Below are 19667 nucleotides of genomic sequence, written 5' to 3'. Positions count from 1 at the left end.
AAAGATTGATTTGCGTAATATTATGCTGAACGGTACTTGACTAATTTCTTGTAAAGTGATAAAATGTTTAAAAGGATTGCGGCAGAAGCCGTTTTCCCGTTATGAAAGGGGGCGGGGTCCGTAGCTGCCGAAAGCTTTTTATATACGGTTTACGGGCGATTATATGAGTAAAAATGATTTTGAATATCTGTGGACAGATAAAAAGAGAACTTTATTCGGACTTCCTATATCGTTCACAAGATATTTTCTTACCGAAAGCAAGTTTATTACCCGCAAGGGATTTCTGAAAATCGTAGAGGACGAGCTGGAGCTTTATCGGGTAACTGACAAAAAGCTAGTACTTCCCTTGGGACAGAGAATATTCAAGTGCGGTTCGGTAATTATGCACGTCAAGGACGTAGATACCCCGGTAAAAGAGGTGATCTCGGTAAAACAGCCGAGAAGATTCCTGGAAATGCTTGATAAGCAGATCAATCTTAACCGTGATAAGTATAATATCAGAGGCCGCGATATGATCGGTCCGGAGGGAGGACCTTTCGATATTCACGCTGACGATTTCGATTCAATGGATAATTAAAAGACGGCGGCATTTTATTGCCGTCTTTTTATTTACAGATCTAAATACGGAGGGTCATCAATGTTTACTAGAAACCGATTTGAGGCGCTTGATCCATGGTACGAAGCGCTGAGAAAAGCAGAGCGTCCTGTATTCATATACGGAATGGGCGACGGCTGTATAAAGGTACTCAGGGAATTTGATAAATACGGGATACAGTGCCGAGGAATATTTGCAAGCGACGGCTTTGCAAGAGAAAATGAGTTTGCAGGGTTTAAGGTCCGCAGGCTTTCGGATATTGAGCTTGAGTACGGAGATTTTTGTGTTGCTGCCGCTTTCGGAACTGATATACCGGAGGTCATGAAAAGAATACGCAGTCTGTCAGAAAAATATACGCTGGTATTCCCGGATACTCCTGTGATCGGAGAAACGGTTTTTTCAAAGGATGCGTTTTTATCAAGATTCGGCGATGCAGAAAAAATTGCCGGACTGCTGGCTGACAAACGCTCTCTTAATGTTTTTGAAAATATACTTTCTTTTAAAATAACCGGTAATATTGATTTTCTTGATGATTGCTTCAGCTTTCCCGACGAAGCCTTCAGCAATATACTCAGATTGTCGGACGACGAGATATATGCCGATCTCGGAGCCTATACCGGAGATACCGTAAATGAATTTCTTAAATATGCGGGAGGATACCGCAGAATTTACGCTGTTGAACCGAATCGCAGGAATTTCAGAAAGTGCGTAAAGAATCTTCTGGGACGTGACAATATCAGCTTTTATAATGCAGCAGCTTGGATCAGAGACGAGGCTGTCCGCTTTACGTCTGGCTCGGGACGTCAGTCTAAGCTTTCCTCAGAAGGAGTGTCAGTATATGCAAGATCTCTTGACAGCATACTAGACGGCGGTGAATGCACATATATAAAATACGACGTTGAAGGAGCAGATGCAGAGGCTATTAACGGGAGTGCGGGGACTATAAGTAAATACAGTCCTAAAATTTGTACAGCTTTATACCACAGAGCCTATGATATACTTGATATTCCCCTGCTTATCAACAGTATCAGGCCTGAGTATAAGCTGTATATGAGGCAGTATCCGTATTATCCGGCATGGGAAACCAATCTTTTCGCCGTAATTTAATTGTTCTGTCCGAAGCTTAGTAAAGCTCCTGTTTCTTGACATCATCGGAGCTATAAGGTATAATTAGAAAATCAAATAGAAATTTAAGGAGCAAAACTATGAACAGATCTGCCACTGTTGTTTTTACTGCCGCAATGGTGCTTACAGCGGCTTTTGCCGTTCTTGCCGTATATGATAAGACTGCTGGCAGTTCGGACGGGAAAACTAGGATCTTCGGTTCGCAGGAGTCAATGCACACATCGGAAAAAAGCTCAATGTCAGACAGCGGGAACAGCTCTGACATTGATAAAACCGATATAATTTACGATACATCTGCTGTTTCAGAGGCGTATCTCAACGGAAGTCCGGACGGTTTGGGTGATCTCGATCGTAAGATATATGATAAGGCAGTACAGGTTATTGACGAAATAATAGCAGAGGATATGAGCGATTTTGAAAAGGAGCTTGCTGTTCACGACTGGATAGTATATAACTGCACCTATGATAAAAAGGCTCTTGGGATACTAGGAGGATACAATGAAAATTCCGATAATCCTTATGGTGTGCTGTATAACGGTCAGGCGATATGCAAGGGATATACCACGGCGTTTCAGATGTTTATGGATATGCTGGAGATACCCTGTCTAACGATAAGCGCTTCGGATATTGAAGGAGACGAGCATGCGTGGAATATGGTGAAGATAGAAAACGTATGGTACTATACAGACGTTACATGGGACGACCCTGTTCCCGATTACAGCGGAAGGCTTGTTACTCACAGCTATTTTAATGTGACTGAAGAATATATGAAAAACAGCGGTCATGTATGGGATACTTCAAATCTTGAAAAAGCTGACAGCGTGGATTATTCCTATTCGGAGGGAACAGCTGTGCGTATAAACAGCAGTGATGAACTGAAAAAAGCCGCTTCCGACTGTCTTGACAGAAAAAGAGAAGAGCTTTACGTTGTTTTTTCTGAAAAAACCGGAGCAGTTATAAACGGTACAGACGGAGATTACTTTGACCCGTCAGAGGATTCGGAGCTTTATAAAAGCTATATTGGACCTTTAGAACAGGAGATCGGCGGCTTTGAGATGTATATAAAAGAAATAGGCGGCAAAGCGGGACTTGAAATAATTTTTTTCCAATAGAAAGGGCATGATTTTATATGAAATTCCGTCCTTGTATAGATATACATAACGGACAGGTAAAGCAGATAGTAGGCGGAACTCTTGCAGATAAGAATAATTATGCAGAGGAAAATTTCGTATCCCGTCAAGACGGAGCCTATTACGGCAGGCTTTACAAAGGACGCGGACTTTACGGAGGACATATTATTCTGCTCAATCCCGAAGGCTCAGAATATTATAAAGCCGACTGCGTTCAGGCGTATAAGGCGCTGGAAGCGTTTGAGGGAGGACTTCAAATAGGCGGAGGGATAACTGCGGAAAGTGCAGCAGGTTTTCTTGACAGGGGAGCAAGCCACGTTATTGTTACAAGCTATGTTTTTAGAAACGGTACAGTAAATTTCGATAATCTGAACCGTTTGGTAAGAGCGGTTGGCAGATCCCGTATAGTGCTTGATCTGTCATGCCGAAAAAAAAACGGCAGCTACTATATCGTTACCGACCGCTGGCAGTGCTTTACCGATACAGTTCTTGATGAAAAAAGCATAGCAGATCTGTCCGGATACTGCTCGGAATTTCTCGTTCATGCGGTAGACGCCGAGGGCAAGTCGCAGGGTATCGAGGAGGAGGTTGCCGAGCTGCTGGGAAAGACCTGCGGTATTCCCGTGACCTATGCGGGAGGGATAGCTTCGCTTGATGATATAAGATCACTGAATAGAATAGGAAAAGGCAGGATAGATTTTACTGTAGGCAGCGCGCTGGATATATTCGGAGGAAAGCTTAATTTTGATGAAGTTGCCGAATTGAAATTTCTATGATTTTTTTGTAATTAAAAGCGATAGTGGAATGATCAGCTTGCTTTAAAACTTCCGCAGAGGCTGTTCGGAAAAACAATTTTATTTGCTTAACTTTAAAACTTGTTTCTGTAACTGACCGGTAAAATTGATTTTCGTGTAAAAGCTGTGAAAAATATTGCATTTTATTATGGCTTATGGTATAATAATATAATATCCGTGCTGTGATTAGATTTGATTATCGGAAGGCGATGAAATATATGTCAAGATTGAAAGTAGCTGTTATTTTCGGCGGCAAATCAAATGAGCATGACGTATCATTGGTATCGGCGGCTCATGTTATAAAAAGCATACCAAAGGATAAATACGAGGTTACCTGTATCGGCATAACTAAAAAGGGACACTGGCTCAAATATATAGGAAGTATTGATGAGATCCCCGGCGGAAAATGGGAGCAGCATCCTGACAACGTTCCCTGCGTTTTAAGTCCCGACCCGCTTCATAAGGGATTTCTGGCAATAAGACAGGACGGAACAGTACAGAACGTTAAGGTAGACTGCGTATTCCCTGTGCTTCACGGTAAAAACGGTGAGGACGGAACTGTTCAGGGACTCCTTCAGATGTCTGAAATACCATTTGTAGGGTGCGGCTGCATTTCCTCCGCTATGTGTATGGATAAGGAGATCACACATACCGTTCTGGAAGCTAACGGTATAAGAACGGCTAAATGGGTGACGATTTTGGAGAGTCAGCTTGACAGCGAGCTTTCCTCAAAGTGTGACGAAATGGAGGAAAGACTTACATATCCTATGTTTGTAAAGCCTGCAAACTGCGGCTCATCCGTAGGAATATCAAAGGCTTCGGACAGGAACGAGCTTATTGCGGGAATCAAGCTTGCGTTTGCTCACGATAAGAAAGTTATAGTTGAAGAGGGGATAATCGGAAGTGAATGTGAGTGCGCGGTAATGGGCAACGATAAGCCGTTTGCGTCTGCCGTAGGCGAAATAAAAGCAGCAAACGATTTCTATGACTATGAGGCAAAGTATGAAAACGCTGGATCTCAGACAGTAATACCGGCTGATATAAGCAGCAAGGCTTCTGAAAAGATCCGGGAAACTGCGGTAAATGCATATAAAATAATGGGCTGCGAGGGTCTTGCAAGAGTGGACTTTTTCCTATGCGGGGACGGCGATGTAGTACTTAACGAAATAAATACCCTGCCCGGGCATACGCCTATCAGTATGTATCCTCAGCTTATGGAGCATGAGGGACTTTCTCCGGAGGAGCAGGAGGACAGACTGATAAAGCTTGCTTTTGAAAGGGCGGACTTTGATTATGAATAATGCGGCAATAGGAGTATTTGATTCAGGCGTCGGCGGACTTACCTGCGTCAAGGAGCTGTCGCGATTAATGCCTAATGAGAATATCGTTTATCTTGGAGATACCGCAAGAGTTCCCTACGGAACCAAAAGCAAGGAGCTTATCGCTCAGTACGGCAGACAGGATATAAGATTCCTTGAGCAGCATAATGTAAAAATGGTGCTTGTCGCCTGCGGAACGGTTTCGTCTGTTCTTATGACGACTCCGATTTTTGAAGGAACTTCTATAACGGAATTCAGCGGAGTTATTTATCCCGCAGTCCATGCGGCATGTGCGGCAACTCAGAATAAAAGAATAGGCGTTATCGGAACTCCCGCTACTATACGAAGCGGCTGTTACGGCAAGGCTATTCGTGAAATGAAGCCGGACATCAAGGTTTTCGGAAAGGCGTGTCCTATGTTCGTGCCGCTGGTCGAAAACGGCTACACATCTGCTGACAGTCAGGTATCAAGGCTTATAGCTCAGGAATATCTCGAGATCATGCTCAAAGAAAAGGTAGATACTCTTATACTGGGCTGTACTCACTATCCAATGCTAAAAGATGTGATTTCCGAGGTGATGGGGGATGAGGTCAAGCTTATATCCTCCGGGGCAGAGGCAGCTAAGCACGCTCAGAAGATACTTGCGTATAACGACGAGCTGTGTGATAGGGAAGAAGACGGTATGCTGGAACTTTACTGTACTGACAGCGTCGAGCTTTTCAGCGAGAATGCAGACGCATTTTTGGGCAAGAATAAAAATATAAAAATATCAAAATGCAGTCTCGCTTTATAATTGCGGGCGGAAGAGGTTAGATTTGAAGAAGGATGTTACAATATCGCTTTTAAGCACTCAGACCGACGGAATGCAGTCGGAGCAGACTGAGCTGATTACACAGGGTAAATATATTAAAACCGCCGACGGCTATGTGCTTTCCTACGATGAAACGGAAGCTACAGGCTTCGACGGTTCTGTTACCCGTCTTGAGGTTACGGGTAATAAGAAAATAGTTATGACAAGAACGGGCGCAGTTTCGTCCAATCTTGTTATTGAAACAGGTAAAAAGCATCATTGTCATTACGGAACTCCCTACGGAGCATTTATGGTAGGAGTAAACGCCAAGGAGATAACAAACGGCGTTACTGAACAGGGAGGCCGTCTGGAATTTAAATATGTTGTAGATGTAAATTCCAGCTATATCGGGGACTTTGCTATATCAATAGACGTAAAGCCTGCGGAGCAAAAGGAAGTATAGCAGGGCATTAGCTTATTATGACCGCTGATTATAGAATATGAAAGTAAAGGAAAGGATTGGTACAAAAGATGTCAAACCTTATAAAAGAAGCTCATGAGCAGGTACGGGAGCTTATAATGAAAGCGCTGGGCGAATGTGTTTCAGACGGTGTTTTTCCTGCCGAGCCGATACCGACGTTTAACGTGGAGATACCTGCGGATCCGAAGAACGGCGACTTGTCATCAAACGCCGCTATGATATGTGCTAGAGCGTTCAGAACTGCTCCCAGAAAAATTGCAGATGAAATATGCGCCAGGCTTTATCTCGAAGGTACCTATTTTGACAGCTGTGAGGTCGCAGGGGCTGGCTTTATAAACTTTTTCTTTTCTGCTCAGTGGTTTTCCGAGGTCGTAGCTTCCGTTATAGGAGAGGGCGGCGATTACGGTCAGACTCAGACAGGTCACGGAAAAAGGATATTGGTGGAGTTTGTATCGGCAAATCCTACCGGACCTATGCATATAGGAAATGCAAGAGGAGGAGCTATCGGCGACTGTTTGGCTTCGGTGCTTGAAAAGGCAGGCTACGAGGTCGCAAGAGAGTTTTACGTTAACGACGCAGGAAATCAGATCGAGAAGTTCAAGACATCTCTTGAGGTTCGGTATTTACAGCTTTACAAGCCTGAAACGGAAATGCCTGAGGACGCATATCTCGGAGAGGATATTATTGTTCATGCAAAGAATTTTGCACAGCTTTACGGTGATAGCTATGTATCATGCGGCAGCGCGGAAAGGCGTCAGGCGTTATGCGATTATGCGCTTCCTATTAACATAGAGAATCTTGAAAAGGATCTGGGAAAATACCGTATTACTTATGACAGGTGGTTCAAGGAAAGCGAGCTTCATAACAGCGGTGCGGTAGCTCAGATAATTGAGAAACTAAAGGAAAGCGGCTATACTTATGAGCAGGAGGGGGCGCTCTGGTTCAGATCCTCCGAGCTGGGCGACGATAAGGACAGAGTTCTTGTCCGTGCAAACGGAGTTCCGACGTATCTTGTTCCGGATATTGCGTATCATTACAATAAGCTTGTTACCAGAGGCTATGATACTGCTATTGATATTCTCGGCGCAGATCACCATGGGTACATTCCGAGAATGAAAGCTGCTATGACGGCATTGGGTATCAATGCGGCAAGACTTGATATGGTCATAATGCAGATGGTAAATCTAGTTCGCAACGGTGAAAAATACAAGCTTTCAAAGCGTTCGGGAAAAGCGGTTACTCTTTCAACGCTGCTCGATGAGATACCTATTGATGCGGCAAGGTTTTTCTTCAATCTCCGTGAGCCTAATTCTCAGTTTGATTTTGATCTTGACCTTGCGGTTTCTCAGACCTCTCAGAATCCTGTTTACTATGTTCAGTATGCTCATGCCAGGATCTGCTCGGTACTCAGGAAGCTTGAGGATGAGGGAATTGAAATAAAATCACCCGACAGTGCTGTTCTCTCAGAGCTTAAAGCGCCGGAGGAGCTGGAGCTGATAAAGTATATGGCTACACTTCCAAATGTTATAGACGAATCGGCAAAAAATTATGATCCGGCAAAGATCACAAGATACGCTGTGGAGCTTGCTACGATGTATCATAAATTCTATACCAACTGCCGCATAATGGGAGAGCCTGAAAACATTCTTCAGGCAAGAGCGTTGCTGTCGCTTGCGGTCAAGCAGGTTATCTGCAATATACTTGATATGCTTAAAATTACCTGTCCTGACAGTATGTAAGGCGTTTAGCTTTTGCTTTGATACTTTGCGGTTTGTCTTTTGAGCTTATAAAATTTAAGACCCCTTCATATTACGGAGCTTTCCATAGTATGAAAGGGTCTGTTTTTATTTTTCAGGCTATAGCCGTTATTGCTTTACATATTCAATGACTGAATAAATAAACTGTCTGCCCTCCGGAGAGTGAGAAAGCTTTTCAAGATCGCAGTTGCAGACTACTACCTTTCCGCCGAGCTGTTCGTATTCGTAAAGCAGGCCCAGACGGTGGTTGCGTTCAAAATTATCGATCGTCTGAACTATTATATTCTTGCCTTCATAATTATCGTCAAGGATCTCCGAGCGGGAGTTCATAACTATATCGAACCACTGAGGAGTAGACCACTTTTCCGATGTGAATTTTTCAAGCGCCTTGTGCTTGTTGTTTATTAGAAGTCCCATTGTTCCTACAGGCTCAGGCTTTTTCATCATTTCAGAGATGAGCCTGAACATATGATAGCACCAGAAATCCTGACAATAAAAGCCTTCGATCGAATTTTCGAGCTTTGAAAGATCAGGAACGATAAGAACGGTTTTCCCCTTGCTGAGAAGCTCTTCAGCTTCGCTGTCAACGCTTTCAAAGATATATACTCCGCTAAGATCAATGCTTTCTCTTTTAGGAATGACCCACAGGTCGTAATGGTTTGATATATTCGTTCCATCAATTTCAAGTCTGAATACAAGCTTTGTAATATTAATAACATCGGGCAGGTCAAATCTTATACTGCATATGTCTGTATAATTTCCGGCAGCGGTGAATTCTGTTTCGCCGTTTAAATTGAAATTTCCGTTTTCATCAGAAATGCTCCATTTAAGCTTTCCTCCGTTAAAGCCGGGTCTGTAGCAGCAAAGCTCTGCATTTGCGCAGAAGGACGAGCCTGCTTCGGCAGTATAGCTGTTAAACCTTGCGAGAAGTACGGCGTCGTTACAGAATTCACGCCATTCGCTGTCGCTTATAAGACCCTTGCTGTCCATAAACGCATCAAGGATACCTACAAGCGCAGTACCCTGTCCGCTGAAATCCTGAATGTCAAGTATCTGGAAGCCGGCAAGCCTTTTTGAGCGAAAAACGGCTTCAAGCTCTTCCTTATAGCACTGGACGGCGAGCTTTCCCGAGCATTCAAAATAATCCTTTGCCAGAGGAAGAAGTCCCTTTTCATCAAGACGTTCTCTGAATACTTCAAAATTTCTGGCTTTAAGGGAGCCTGTGTATTTTTCTATCTCGTCAAAGTTAGGATAGGTCTCATACTGTCCTATCTCATGAGTTACGATCGGAACTTCAGGTATAAAGTCCGCGTCGGCTTCGCTGGCTTTAACGGTTTTCATTGTAGTACCGTACTGTATCTGAACAGTTCCGTCAGCTGAAGCTTCTGCGCTTTCGGCAGATCTATTAGGGCATACGGCGCTGTCGTAATCGTGTAAGGCTGATGGCTTATCGGTTTGAACGTGGCCAAGCGGTGCGTCGCACATTGCGTATGAACCTCTTATGAGCCTGTCCTTTGCAAGGCGTACTCCTACAAAGAAATCATCGTTTTCAACTACGTTCGGGAACCACTGGAAGTTGTTTGAACCCTGAGTATACAAATGTCTGCTGTCGAAGCTTTTATAGCCGCCTATTATTTCATTGATCCTTTCCTTTGAGCCCCACAGCTCGTTGCCCATTGACATCATGCAGTAGGAGGGGTGATTTCCGAAAGCTTTCAGCATATTGAAGCCTTCGTCAATAAGAAACTGTTGTTCCTCCTCATTATAGCCCTCTTCACCCGGTGCGGCAATAGTGCCCCAGAAGGGAAGCTGAGGCTCCATATAAATTCCCAGTATATCCGCCGCCTCAAACGCAGCTTCCGGGGGGCAGCAGGTATGATAGCGGTAATGGTTTATTCCGTAGTCTTTTGAGATCTGCATTATCCTGAGCCATTCTTCAAGGCCAGTGGGAGCGAACCCTGTTTCAGGGAATATCATTCCGTCATGCTTTCCTCTCAAAAAGGTCTTTACGCCGTTTATTTCAAACTTATCTTTGCAGGATTTAAAATCTCTGAGTCCCGTAGTCTGGGTGTAAATATCTCCGCCGACGGCAATTTTAAGCTTGTATAGATTAGGCTCATGCTCACTCCAGAGCAGGGCGTCTTTTCCGAGCTTATAAGTATAGTCAAGCTTTCCGTCGGTATAGGAAACCTCTGCGGTCTGGGGGCAGTGAATAAGAGCGCCGTTAAAACTCTGCGCTGATATAAAAGCTGTTCCGTTCTTATGACCTGTCATATCTGCGGTAATTCGGAATGATCTTCCGGCAGCGTCAGGGAATATCATTACGTTTTCAGCATGATCTTTCTCAAACAGCTGTATTTCCATTCTTCCGGTAATACCGTTCCAGTTGGTCTGTGTATCTGGGGAGGTAAGATGTCCGCCTTTTGTTTTATATCCTACATTGGAAACACAGATAACTATCTCATGCGTTCCGTCCGAGATATTATCGGTTATATTATAAATGTGCGGAGAACACAGACTTTCCTGAGTTCCGATCTTTATTCCGTCTATATACAGAGTAGTTATGCGGGTACGCTCCAGATACAGCTTTACCGTTTTGTTTTCAGTTCCGGAAAGCTCGATAATTTTTCTGAACCATGCAAGGCCCTCAAATTTATAGGTATCTGTAAGGAAACCTGTTTCACGCTTTGGATTGTATTCGCCCTTGCAGGCGTTGGAGGTAGTGTTCGGAAGTGTTATGCTGTCCGAATAATCCGGCTGTACGCCACTGCAGTTTTTGTCTAGAGCCAGCTGCCAGCTGCCGCTTATATCAATTGCTTTTATCATATTCTGTCCTTTCCGACAAGTATATCTGCCATAAATTTAACTGCTGATATTATAGCATACTTTTATTGAGTCCGCAACAGTTTTTGTGATTTTTGAGTATATTGTACTTAAATATTGTTGAAATACATAAAAGAATATGATACAATAAAAGAAAAGGAAAGGGGGCGGGCGTATGTCAGGCGGTCTGCTGTACTATATGTGGCTTACTATCGGATTTTCTCCCTGCAATCCGAGAAAGTGGGATATGCTTGCAAGGTATGATTCCGTTCAGAGCTTTTATAAAAATATGAAAGAAACTGAGAGGTATATGTCTAAGGAAGAATTCGGTTCTCTCAGTTCGGCTTCTCTGGAGCAGGCTGAGGGTATGCTCGATTACTGCCGAAGAAAGCAGATCGAGGTTTACTGCCGTGAGGACAGCGCTTTCCCTCAGAAGCTGCGGGAAATAAGCAATCCTCCCTCGGTTCTGTTCACAAAAGGCAGGCTTGAAAACGTAAGCTTTGACAAGTCTGCGGCGGTCATAGGAGCAAGAGAAGCGGACGCATATTCGGAAAGCTGTGCCAGACGTATTTCCGCTGAGCTTGCAGAAGCGGGAATTACTGTAATAAGCGGCTTTGCAAAGGGGATAGATTCGGCGGCGCATGAGGGCGCGCTTTATTCGGGAGGAAAAACTGCCGCAGTTCTGGGCTGCGGTACAGAATACGATTATCCTAAAAATTCTTTTGCTAAGAAGAAGCTGATAAGCGAAAAGGGTGTTGTGATCTCAGAATACTTTCCAACGCAAAGACCCTGTCCTGAAAATTTCAAGGTAAGAAACCGGATATGCTCTGCGCTTTCCGACGCAGTCGTCTGTATACAGGCGTCGGCAAAAAGCGGTGCGCTGAATACCGTATATCATGCTGCGGAGCAGGGCAAGGATATATTTGTTCTTCCGCCTGCCGATATTTACGCTCCCGAATATCAGGGACAGACAGCGCTGCTTAGGGACGGAGCCGAGCCGCTGTTTTCAGCCGCAGATGTTATTGAAAGGATCAAAGGAGGCTGAAAAAATATATTATATAATTATTCATTGATTTTTTTGACGGATAATGCTATAATAAGATTAAAGACATAAGCGGTTAAGGGGTAACCGCAGGTTTTGGAGAAAGGTAAGCAGATGTCAAGTTCCGCTGTAACAAAGGGCGCTCTTGCCGACGCTTTGAAAAAGCTGTGCAGAGAAAAGCCGATAGAAAAAATTTCAATATCAGATATTACCGGAGAATGCGGCCTGAACCGCCAGTCGTTTTATTATCACTTTCAGGATAAATATGAGCTGCTTGGCTGGATATACTATAATGAGCTGTTTGTTCATTTCAACAGCGGAGTCGGTTTTCATAACTGGGAAAGAAACCTTGAGGCTTTTCTCGCAAATATGCAGAACGACAAGGAGTTTTACTGCAGCGCTCTTAAAAGCTCCGACCGCACATTTGAAAAACATCTTTATAAGATAATGCACAGACTGTTCGTAAAATTTATTCATCATGCGGTCAAGAAAATGGCGACCAGAAGCAAGGCCGAGTTCTTTGCCAATTATTATTCCCACGGTTTCTGCGGAGTAATTATTGACTGGGCTGTAAAGGGAATGAAGGAATCCCCGGCGGTATTGGTAAGCAGGATCAAGGAGCTTGCCTTTGAAAACGTACTTATCGGAGAAGGCTTCAGGGAAAATCTGTAATATCAGACTTTCCCGTCGGCGCTGCCGCATCAGAAAGGCTATTATTATGAAAAAAACTGCTCTTGTAACCGGCGCAAGCTCAGGAATAGGACGCGAAATAGCGTTGGAGCTTAACAGGCGCGGGTATAATCTGATCATTACCGCAAGAAGAGAGGATAGGCTTGCGGATCTGAAAAACCGTCTGAAAGGCGATACGGTTGTGATCCCGGCAGATCTGTCCGATGAAAGGCAATGCATAGAGCTATACAGAAAAACGTCGGGAATGAACGTATCGGTGCTTGTAAATAACGCAGGCTTCGGCACTATAGGAGAGTTCTGTGATACCGACCTTGACATGGAACTTAAGATGATCGACGTAAACTGCAAAGCTGTTCATATACTTACGAAGCTGTTTCTGAAGGATTTCAGAAAAAAGGACCGCGGCTATATACTGAACGTTTCTTCTTCGGCGGGACTTATGGCTGGCGGACCGATGATGGCGGCTTATTATGCCACGAAAGCCTATACTGTCAATCTTACCTGTGCCGTTAACGAGGAGCTCAGGAGAAGACGCAGCCGTGTTCATGTTTCTGCGCTTTGTCCCGGACCGGTCGATACCGAATTCAACAATGTGGCCGGGTGCAGATTTACAGTAAAAAGCATAAGTCCTCAGTATTGCGCTGAACGTGCGGTTGACGGTCTTTTCGGCGGTAAGCTGATAATCGTTCCTGAGAAAACACTTAGCTTAGGAATTATTGCCGGCAGGCTCGTTCCCAAAAGGCTTCTGCTTTTTATAACCGGAACGCTTCAGCATAAAAAGCTGAAATAAAGACATGAATTTTGTTACAAATAATAAGTTGTGTTTTTGTTTAATTTAAATAAGAAAACGTTATCAAATTTGTTGAATAAGTCAGTTGAAATATGGGGGAAAATACAGTACAATATAGATATACTTAATTTAGAAAGGAAGTTTTATGTTTATGAAACTAAGAAAGATTTTTGCGGGCATGGCTGCTTCTGCAATTGCTATGACTGCTTTCGCAGTTTCTGCTTCTGCATACAACGCAGGTATTGCTTTCCAGTCAAATGATACTTGGAACTATCGTAATATTTTTAACGATGAGGATCAGACAGCTGCATTTCCTGCTAAAACTGTTGGAGTTCAGGGCGGAGCATATGGTCTTGATACTGCATTGGAGTGTACTGACGTAGCTTTTGATTATGACGGAACATATACTGTTTCCATAGCTACAAGTGGTAAGATCAATCAGCACAATGACACTATTGAAGAAGATAAGGACGGTTTTTACCTTAACGAGGAAAAGACTCTTTCAAGAATGGGTTCACCTTGGTCAATGCTTACAGCCTATAATCCTAAGGAATCTGATAACAGCGATATAACTCAGGATCAGATAGAGTGGGTAGGAGCAGATCCTGCTTCAACTTCAAAGTTCAATTATTTGATCGTAACTACCGATATTCCTTGTACATACAACGATGATGAACAGCCTGTTGTTAACGATAAGGTTGTAACAGTAAAGGATATCAAGGTTGATATGTGCGGAACTGAATATACTCCTGAGGACGGCGTATATTTCAAGTCTGATTCAGATTATCTTATGATAGCTATTATTAACGCATACGGCGACAGCACTATTGACGAAAAAGCTATTCCTACACAGGACGGAAATATTTCTGTTACTTTTACACTTGAAGGTTTAGCTGAAGCTCCTGCTGAAAGCACTGCTGATTCTACCGAATCAAAGGCTGACGCTAGCTCAACAGCTCCTACTTCTTCTGCGACGACTTCCAAGCCTTCAGGAAACACAACTTCTACAACAGCAAGCAAATCTGATGACACTCAGAAGAACCCTGAAGCAGGCGCTGCTGCAGGTATTGCTCTTGCAGGTATTGCTCTTGCAGGCGCTGCTATAGTAGTTGCTAAGAAGAAGTAATCTTAGTCTATAGAGTTATAAAAGAGCTCCGGTTTCGGAGTTCTTTTTTTATGCGAAAACTTTGAAAATACAGAGTTCGACTAAAAAAATCACAAATAGCTCTAGACAAAACTGATGATTTATAGTATAATTAATACATAATTTAGTTATTGAGGTTTGCAAAATAAAAAAATAGAACCCTACGGGAAAAGGAGGAAGTCTTTGCCGAACGGTTTCACAGTATATTTGAGCTTTGGGCAAGGGCGTTTTTATGAGAGTTATTACCGGAACCGCGCGGGGAAAGAAGCTGAAAACTATGGAGGGGCTTGATGTCCGTCCAACTTCTGATATGGTAAAGGAAGCCGTTTTTTCAATTATTCAGTTTGATTGTCCGGGAGCTTCCGTTCTTGATCTTTTTGCAGGAAGCGGCCAGCTCGGTATTGAAGCATTGAGCAGGGGTGCTTCACATTGCGTTTTTACCGATAAAAACAGGGAAGCTGTAGAGATAGTAAAAGAAAATCTCAGCAAGTGCGGATTTATGCAGTCTGCCAGAGTGCTTAATATTGACAGCCTTGAATATCTCAGGGTTGCGAAGCCCGGATTTGATATAGCCCTGCTGGATCCTCCGTACAGAATGGGTCTGCTCGAAAAAGCATTGCCTGAGCTTGATAAGAAAATGAACGTCGGAGGTTTGGTCGTCTGCGAGCATGAAAAGGAACTGACGCTTAACGACAGCTACGGGAGATTATCTGTAAGAAAATGTTATAAATACGGGAAGATCGCTGTAACAGTATTTGAAGTTCCCGCGGAGGAAGAGGATATATAATGAGAATTGCTGTCTGTCCGGGAAGCTTTGATCCTGTTACTGTAGGACATCTGGATATAATCAACCGTGCTTCAAAACTTTTTGATAAGGTCATAGTTCTGGTTTCGTTCAACGCCAGCAAAACTACCGCAAGCTTTAAAATTACCGAAAGAATGGAAATGATAAACCTTGTTACCAGGCACTTGGAAAATGTATTTGTCGACTGCAACGAGGGTCTTTTGGCTGAGTATCTGAAAAGTACCGGAGCGTGTGCTATTGTCAAGGGTCTGCGCGCTGTATCTGACTTTGAATATGAATTTCAGATGGCTCTGGCAAATAAAAAGCTTTATTCTGAAGCCGAAACGGTGTTTTTAACTACAAGCAGTGAAAATATGTATCTTTCGTCCAGCGTTGTAAAGGAAATTGCGAGTCTGGGCGGCGATATAAGCGGTTTTGTTCCGCCTGAGATACTTGATTTTATTACACGGCGTCTAGCCGGAAATACAAGGAATAATGAAAGGAAGTCACAAAATGAAAGTTGAAGAAATATTGGAGTTAATGGATGGTCTGCTTGATAAATCATCGTCAGTGCCTTTTTCAAATAAGAAAATGATAGACTGCGAACAGATGAGAGAGTATATTGACAGCATAAGGCTGAATATGCCCGGAGAGATCAAGCGCGCAAAAGACATGACGCGCGATAAGAATAATATTATCTCCGAGGCTAATAAGCAGTCTGAGGAGATAATAAGAAAAGCTGAGGAACGTGCAAAGGTTTTGGTTTCCGAGCAGGAGATAATAAAACAGGCGGCTGAAATAGCTAAAGAGCAGCTGAAACGCGCCAAGGAACAGGCTGATGAAATAGTAGCTCAGGCTGTCGCAAAGGATAAGGATATAAGAAATGCGCTTGCCGCCAATCTCGATAAGGTTCTGTCGGACGCTGAGACTGTACTTAATAAAAGTCTTTCCGACGTTATGTCAACAAAGGCTGCCGTTCTGAAAATAGGTTCTCCGAAAAATTAACGGGATATAATAAAAGCTGACCCAGACTGCGGATCAGCTTTTATTTTTATATTATATCGTACAGCTTTAGAAATACATATGCTATGCAGCATACAGCAAGAATAAGCGATAAGGAAACAAGAGATTTTACTGAAGCTTTCTGCTTTTGCTTCTGCTTCTTAAATTCTTCGATAGCGTCCGGAGCAAAAGAATCTCTTGTGGACTTTCCGCCTAGAGTTGGATTAAGCATATCATCTATCTTAATATTGCGGAATTTTTCTTCCCTTGTAACCTTATTAACATCTGCTGAATCGTCAGATTCGTATGGGGAAGCCAGCAGCGACGAATCATATTTCTTCATATTGATATCGTCCATAGTCAGACCGGCGTCTGCGGTGTTGTTAAGATTATCGCCGTTGTCGAAAACGTGTCTTGTATCCACGTCCTTCATCATCTGATTTTTGCTGCGGTTGGCACGGAGCATCTGTATAAGCGCTTCGGTGTAAAGATTGCCTTCTTCGTCCGGCTCGTCAGTCAAAATAATATCAGTCGAATCGTTACCGTTGACGTCTGAATTATCCAGCAGGCTGGTGCGGTTTTTCTTGATTTTAAGCTTAGGAGCGGTTTTTACCTGAGCAGGCTGGCTTGTCCTGACCGATCCCGGAACAGGAATAGATGAAAACGAGTTTTCTGCGTTCTTATCGTCCTCGTCATCTTCGTCCGCATAGGTTTTAAAGGTAATAGGCTTTTTGAGTATTTTAGACCCTTTATTATCGCTGTAATCTTCTTCGTCCTCATAATCCGGTCCGGAAAACGCCTGAAAGCTTTCTGTTTCAGCTTCTTTAGCAGGTTTTACAGGCACAGCATATTTATCGTCAGCTTCTCCGCATTTATCATTTTCGGGTTCGCTAATGATCCTTTCGGCGGTTATAGGTGCGGAAGCAACAGAAAACTGGTTGTTTTCTATATCAGCGGCGCTTTCGGATTCAAATGAAACCATTTTTCCTGTGGAAATATCGAAGTATTCATCGCCGTCTTTAAGCGCGATCTTAAGCTTGGGGGGCTTTTCTCCGTTTTTCGGTGCGTTAGCCTGCGGTATTTCTATAAACGGGAACTCCTCGTTGGGATCTATCCCTTTTACTTTAAGTATGTCCAATGCGGTACGGCATTTCATTGAGCCTCTTACAAGCTCCTTGATAGGAAGCAGTATTATTTCGCAGAAGGTTTTATAGAACGACTTGTAAACGGTAAGATCCGTGTCGATCATTTCTTCGGGAAATCTGTCGTCAAAATACTTTTTCCACATACTCTGCGGGGATGAGATCATTTTATCTATGTATTCAGCCAACTGTATCCATAGCTGAGTTTCTTCTAACTCACGGTCGTTTATAACAAGCCACATATAGCACCGAAGAAAACAGTCATAGCAGGTAATATCCCGCAGGTTAAGTGCAACGTCATCAATGTTAAGCGCTTCTGTAAACTGACTGTCGGCATATGCAAAGCAGCGGTATCCATTGCTGGCAAGCTTAGCGTATGCGTTCTTTACCGAAGCGGTATCTCTTGTAAAGGGCGGAAGCGATGAAAAATCAAACGGAGTTGTGAAGCTGCCTATATCTCCGGTATCGTTCAGCTTTATAATATAAGTATATGCCTTATTTATTTCAGACTGAGCAGAATTTACAGGTATGCCGAGAATTCTGAAAGGGTTGCATGCAAACAGTTCAGTAGCTGTTATGCCAAGTTTGTTCGGCAAATTAATTCCCCCTTATTTGATAACAAAATAAATTTATTTTAAAATAGTATATTCTTTTACTTATGCTTTATTATATCAAATTTTATCCACTGATATGTCGATATTTTATTAATAATGCACAATAAAACTATGAATTTACTCAATTTCGTACAAAAATCAGTGCCTAAATTCTCAGAAAAAATGTATAATAATTATTGCAATTAATCTGGAAATGATGTATAATTATATAGATATAGTATATGCGGTAAACAAATTGCCGGTATCGGAAAAAAGTCAAGGGGGAAGTTTTTATGGCATTATTCGGACATAAAAAACGAACTGAAGAGATCAAGACTGTTCCTAAAGCCAAGGTGGATCCGGAGGATATATGGAATATGCCGGTAAAAAAGAAAACGGCTGAAGCGGAAACTGTGGCTGTAAAAGAAAGCAAGTATGATGAGCCGCATTTTGAAACCGTAGGACCTGCTCCGATAGACCCTGAAACAATTCGCAGAAAAATGGAGCTGCTTGAAAGGGAACTTGAGGCTCAGAAAAATAAGCCTGTAAAAACATATATAGATTACGACGTTGATCCGGTTGCCGGCGATGAGGTCATTACCGCCAGTGAGGAATATGAAAAGCGGTATGAAATCGAGCATAGGCGTTATGTAGAAACTCATTTTCAGGACATTGACTCTGCGGATGACAGCGATATAGATAAAAAGGTTAACGAAATGCTTGACGAAACTGCGAAGCGGGCTCAGGCTGTAAAGGAAAGAAATTACGGTATTGAAACGGTCGGGGAGGAAGAGGTTTCGAGCGGTCTGTCAAAGCTGGCTTCTCCGAAGGACGTAACTGAAGACGAAAATTTCAAGAATATTGAAGCCGTTCCAGATGAACTTATGAGCGGAGTTGAGGAATACATTCGCACTCAGCTTGATACAAGAACGGATTCTCAAGACGAGGATGAAATAGAAGAGATCTCTGCCGAGCTGGCTGCTGCGAAAACTAACGAGTTTCTTGAAAAATATAAAGACAGATAATTTTCTGAAAACAGTATTATTTATTAGGAGCGATAAAAGTGTTGATAAATACAGATAACCCTATAATCAAATATTCGGGAAAAGGTAAGCCTTTTCAGTACGATAAGCTTTTTTATGCAACCTTGAACGATTATATACTTGAGTATAAAAATGCCAGGCTTGATAAGCTTACGGATCAGGACGCTTCAATATGTCTGGCAAGAATAATCAGAAAAATGGAAGTTAACGATGTGCCTGTTCAGGAGTTTTTTCATGAAGAGCTTGAAAAGTGGTCGGCGCTTGACAATTATGCGAAAATACTCAAGCTCTGCGATCTGATGGCAAGGGATATGTTCTGCTGCTTCGATAAGAACAGATATGACGAAAACGGTGAATTTGCAGTGGTTGACAGAATATACTGTGTAAATAATAACGGTGAAAGAGATTATATATACTGTGAGGATATGGTAAAGAATAATATGTTCTCAAAGAAGAAGCTGTCACCTGAATCTGAGTATTTCAAGCAGCTGCTGGAATTTAACAGGCAGGGGAAGCTTCCAAAATCAAAATAGTCGGCGGCAGGTATAAAATATAAATTTATGAAACGGAGGAGTTCATGCTGAAAGTCTATGCTGCCTGAGATCAAAAGCATGAACAAATAA

The 19667-nt window shown here is 42.9% G+C and carries 19 protein-coding genes; 17 read left to right on the top strand and 2 right to left on the bottom strand.

Going from position 1 to position 19667, the window contains the following annotated elements; genetic code table 11:
• Positions 1 to 163: 163 nt before the first annotated feature.
• The 8 genes from ACYQ0H_RS04525 (at position 164) to argS (ending at position 7973) form a co-directional block, all read left to right on the top strand.
• Positions 164 to 577, top strand: a complete 414-nt coding sequence (locus tag ACYQ0H_RS04525; RefSeq protein WP_459811657.1) for a PH domain-containing protein — start codon at positions 164 to 166, stop codon at positions 575 to 577.
• 60 nt (positions 578 to 637) lie between these two features.
• Entirely contained in the window at positions 638 to 1702 is a 1065-nt protein-coding gene (locus ACYQ0H_RS04520; RefSeq protein WP_459811656.1) for an FkbM family methyltransferase, read from the top strand.
• A 98-nt stretch (positions 1703 to 1800) separates the two neighbouring features.
• Positions 1801 to 2832, top strand: a complete 1032-nt coding sequence (locus ACYQ0H_RS04515; RefSeq protein WP_459811655.1) for a transglutaminase domain-containing protein — start codon at positions 1801 to 1803, stop codon at positions 2830 to 2832.
• Positions 2833 to 2849: 17 nt separating this feature from the next.
• The gene (gene hisA, locus ACYQ0H_RS04510) at positions 2850 to 3626 is read left to right on the top strand and encodes a phosphoribosylformimino-5-aminoimidazole carboxamide ribotide isomerase (RefSeq protein ID WP_459811654.1); all 777 of its coding nucleotides are present in this window, start codon (positions 2850 to 2852) and stop codon (positions 3624 to 3626) included.
• Between the two features lie 236 nt (positions 3627 to 3862).
• Positions 3863 to 4945, top strand: a complete 1083-nt coding sequence (locus ACYQ0H_RS04505; protein ID WP_459811653.1) for a D-alanine--D-alanine ligase family protein — start codon at positions 3863 to 3865, stop codon at positions 4943 to 4945.
• Positions 4938 to 5756: a glutamate racemase gene (murI, locus tag ACYQ0H_RS04500; RefSeq protein ID WP_459811652.1), complete on the top strand. Its 819-nt coding sequence runs from the start codon at positions 4938 to 4940 to the stop codon at positions 5754 to 5756. The genes ACYQ0H_RS04505 and murI overlap by 8 nt, the downstream gene beginning before the upstream one ends.
• 22 nt (positions 5757 to 5778) lie before the next feature.
• Positions 5779 to 6216 (top strand): YwiB family protein, encoded by a 438-nt coding sequence (locus tag ACYQ0H_RS04495; RefSeq protein ID WP_459811650.1) that lies wholly within the window; start codon positions 5779 to 5781, stop codon positions 6214 to 6216.
• Between the two features lie 68 nt (positions 6217 to 6284).
• Positions 6285 to 7973, top strand: coding sequence for an arginine--tRNA ligase (gene argS / locus ACYQ0H_RS04490; protein ID WP_459811649.1), 1689 nt, complete (start codon positions 6285 to 6287; stop codon positions 7971 to 7973).
• A 126-nt stretch (positions 7974 to 8099) separates the two neighbouring features.
• On the opposite strand, the gene ACYQ0H_RS04485 is transcribed toward argS, so the two are convergent.
• Positions 8100 to 10817, bottom strand: a complete 2718-nt coding sequence (locus tag ACYQ0H_RS04485) for a glycoside hydrolase family 2 protein (RefSeq protein WP_459811648.1) — start codon at positions 10815 to 10817, stop codon at positions 8100 to 8102.
• A 172-nt stretch (positions 10818 to 10989) separates the two neighbouring features.
• Between ACYQ0H_RS04485 and dprA the strand changes: the two genes are divergently transcribed.
• The 7 genes from dprA (at position 10990) to ACYQ0H_RS04450 (ending at position 16269) form a co-directional block, all read left to right on the top strand.
• Complete coding sequence (gene dprA / locus ACYQ0H_RS04480) at positions 10990 to 11859, top strand: DNA-processing protein DprA (RefSeq protein WP_459811647.1); 870 nt, start codon at positions 10990 to 10992, stop codon at positions 11857 to 11859.
• Positions 11860 to 11970: 111 nt separating this feature from the next.
• Complete coding sequence (locus ACYQ0H_RS04475) at positions 11971 to 12528, top strand: TetR/AcrR family transcriptional regulator C-terminal domain-containing protein (RefSeq protein ID WP_459811646.1); 558 nt, start codon at positions 11971 to 11973, stop codon at positions 12526 to 12528.
• 46 nt (positions 12529 to 12574) lie between these two features.
• Positions 12575 to 13336, top strand: coding sequence for an SDR family NAD(P)-dependent oxidoreductase (locus ACYQ0H_RS04470; protein ID WP_459811645.1), 762 nt, complete (start codon positions 12575 to 12577; stop codon positions 13334 to 13336).
• Between the two features lie 151 nt (positions 13337 to 13487).
• Complete coding sequence (locus ACYQ0H_RS04465) at positions 13488 to 14462, top strand: NPXTG-anchored protein (RefSeq protein WP_459811644.1); 975 nt, start codon at positions 13488 to 13490, stop codon at positions 14460 to 14462.
• 250 nt (positions 14463 to 14712) lie between these two features.
• Positions 14713 to 15267, top strand: coding sequence for a 16S rRNA (guanine(966)-N(2))-methyltransferase RsmD (rsmD, locus tag ACYQ0H_RS04460; RefSeq protein WP_459811643.1), 555 nt, complete (start codon positions 14713 to 14715; stop codon positions 15265 to 15267).
• Complete coding sequence (coaD, locus tag ACYQ0H_RS04455) at positions 15267 to 15788, top strand: pantetheine-phosphate adenylyltransferase (protein WP_459811642.1); 522 nt, start codon at positions 15267 to 15269, stop codon at positions 15786 to 15788. The genes rsmD and coaD overlap by 1 nt, the downstream gene beginning before the upstream one ends.
• On the top strand, positions 15778 to 16269 hold the full coding sequence (locus tag ACYQ0H_RS04450) for an ATPase (protein WP_459811641.1): 492 nt from the start codon (positions 15778 to 15780) through the stop codon (positions 16267 to 16269). Before coaD ends, ACYQ0H_RS04450 begins: the two co-directional genes overlap by 11 nt.
• Positions 16270 to 16315: 46 nt before the next feature.
• Here ACYQ0H_RS04450 and ACYQ0H_RS04445 read toward each other — a convergent pair whose 3' ends face one another.
• Entirely contained in the window at positions 16316 to 18004 is a 1689-nt protein-coding gene (locus tag ACYQ0H_RS04445; protein WP_459811640.1) for a hypothetical protein, read from the bottom strand.
• A gap of 290 nt (positions 18005 to 18294) precedes the next feature.
• Here ACYQ0H_RS04445 and ACYQ0H_RS04440 point away from each other — a divergent pair, with 290 nt between their 5' ends.
• Positions 18295 to 19026, top strand: a complete 732-nt coding sequence (locus ACYQ0H_RS04440) for a hypothetical protein (protein ID WP_459811639.1) — start codon at positions 18295 to 18297, stop codon at positions 19024 to 19026.
• A 38-nt stretch (positions 19027 to 19064) separates the two neighbouring features.
• Entirely contained in the window at positions 19065 to 19577 is a 513-nt protein-coding gene (locus tag ACYQ0H_RS04435; protein WP_459811638.1) for a hypothetical protein, read from the top strand.
• Positions 19578 to 19667: the final 90 nt, after the last annotated feature.

This window comes from Hominimerdicola intestinalis (assembly GCF_054655215.1).
Note: the sequence above shows the minus strand (reverse complement) of the source record. Positions and strands in the feature narration are given on the sequence as shown.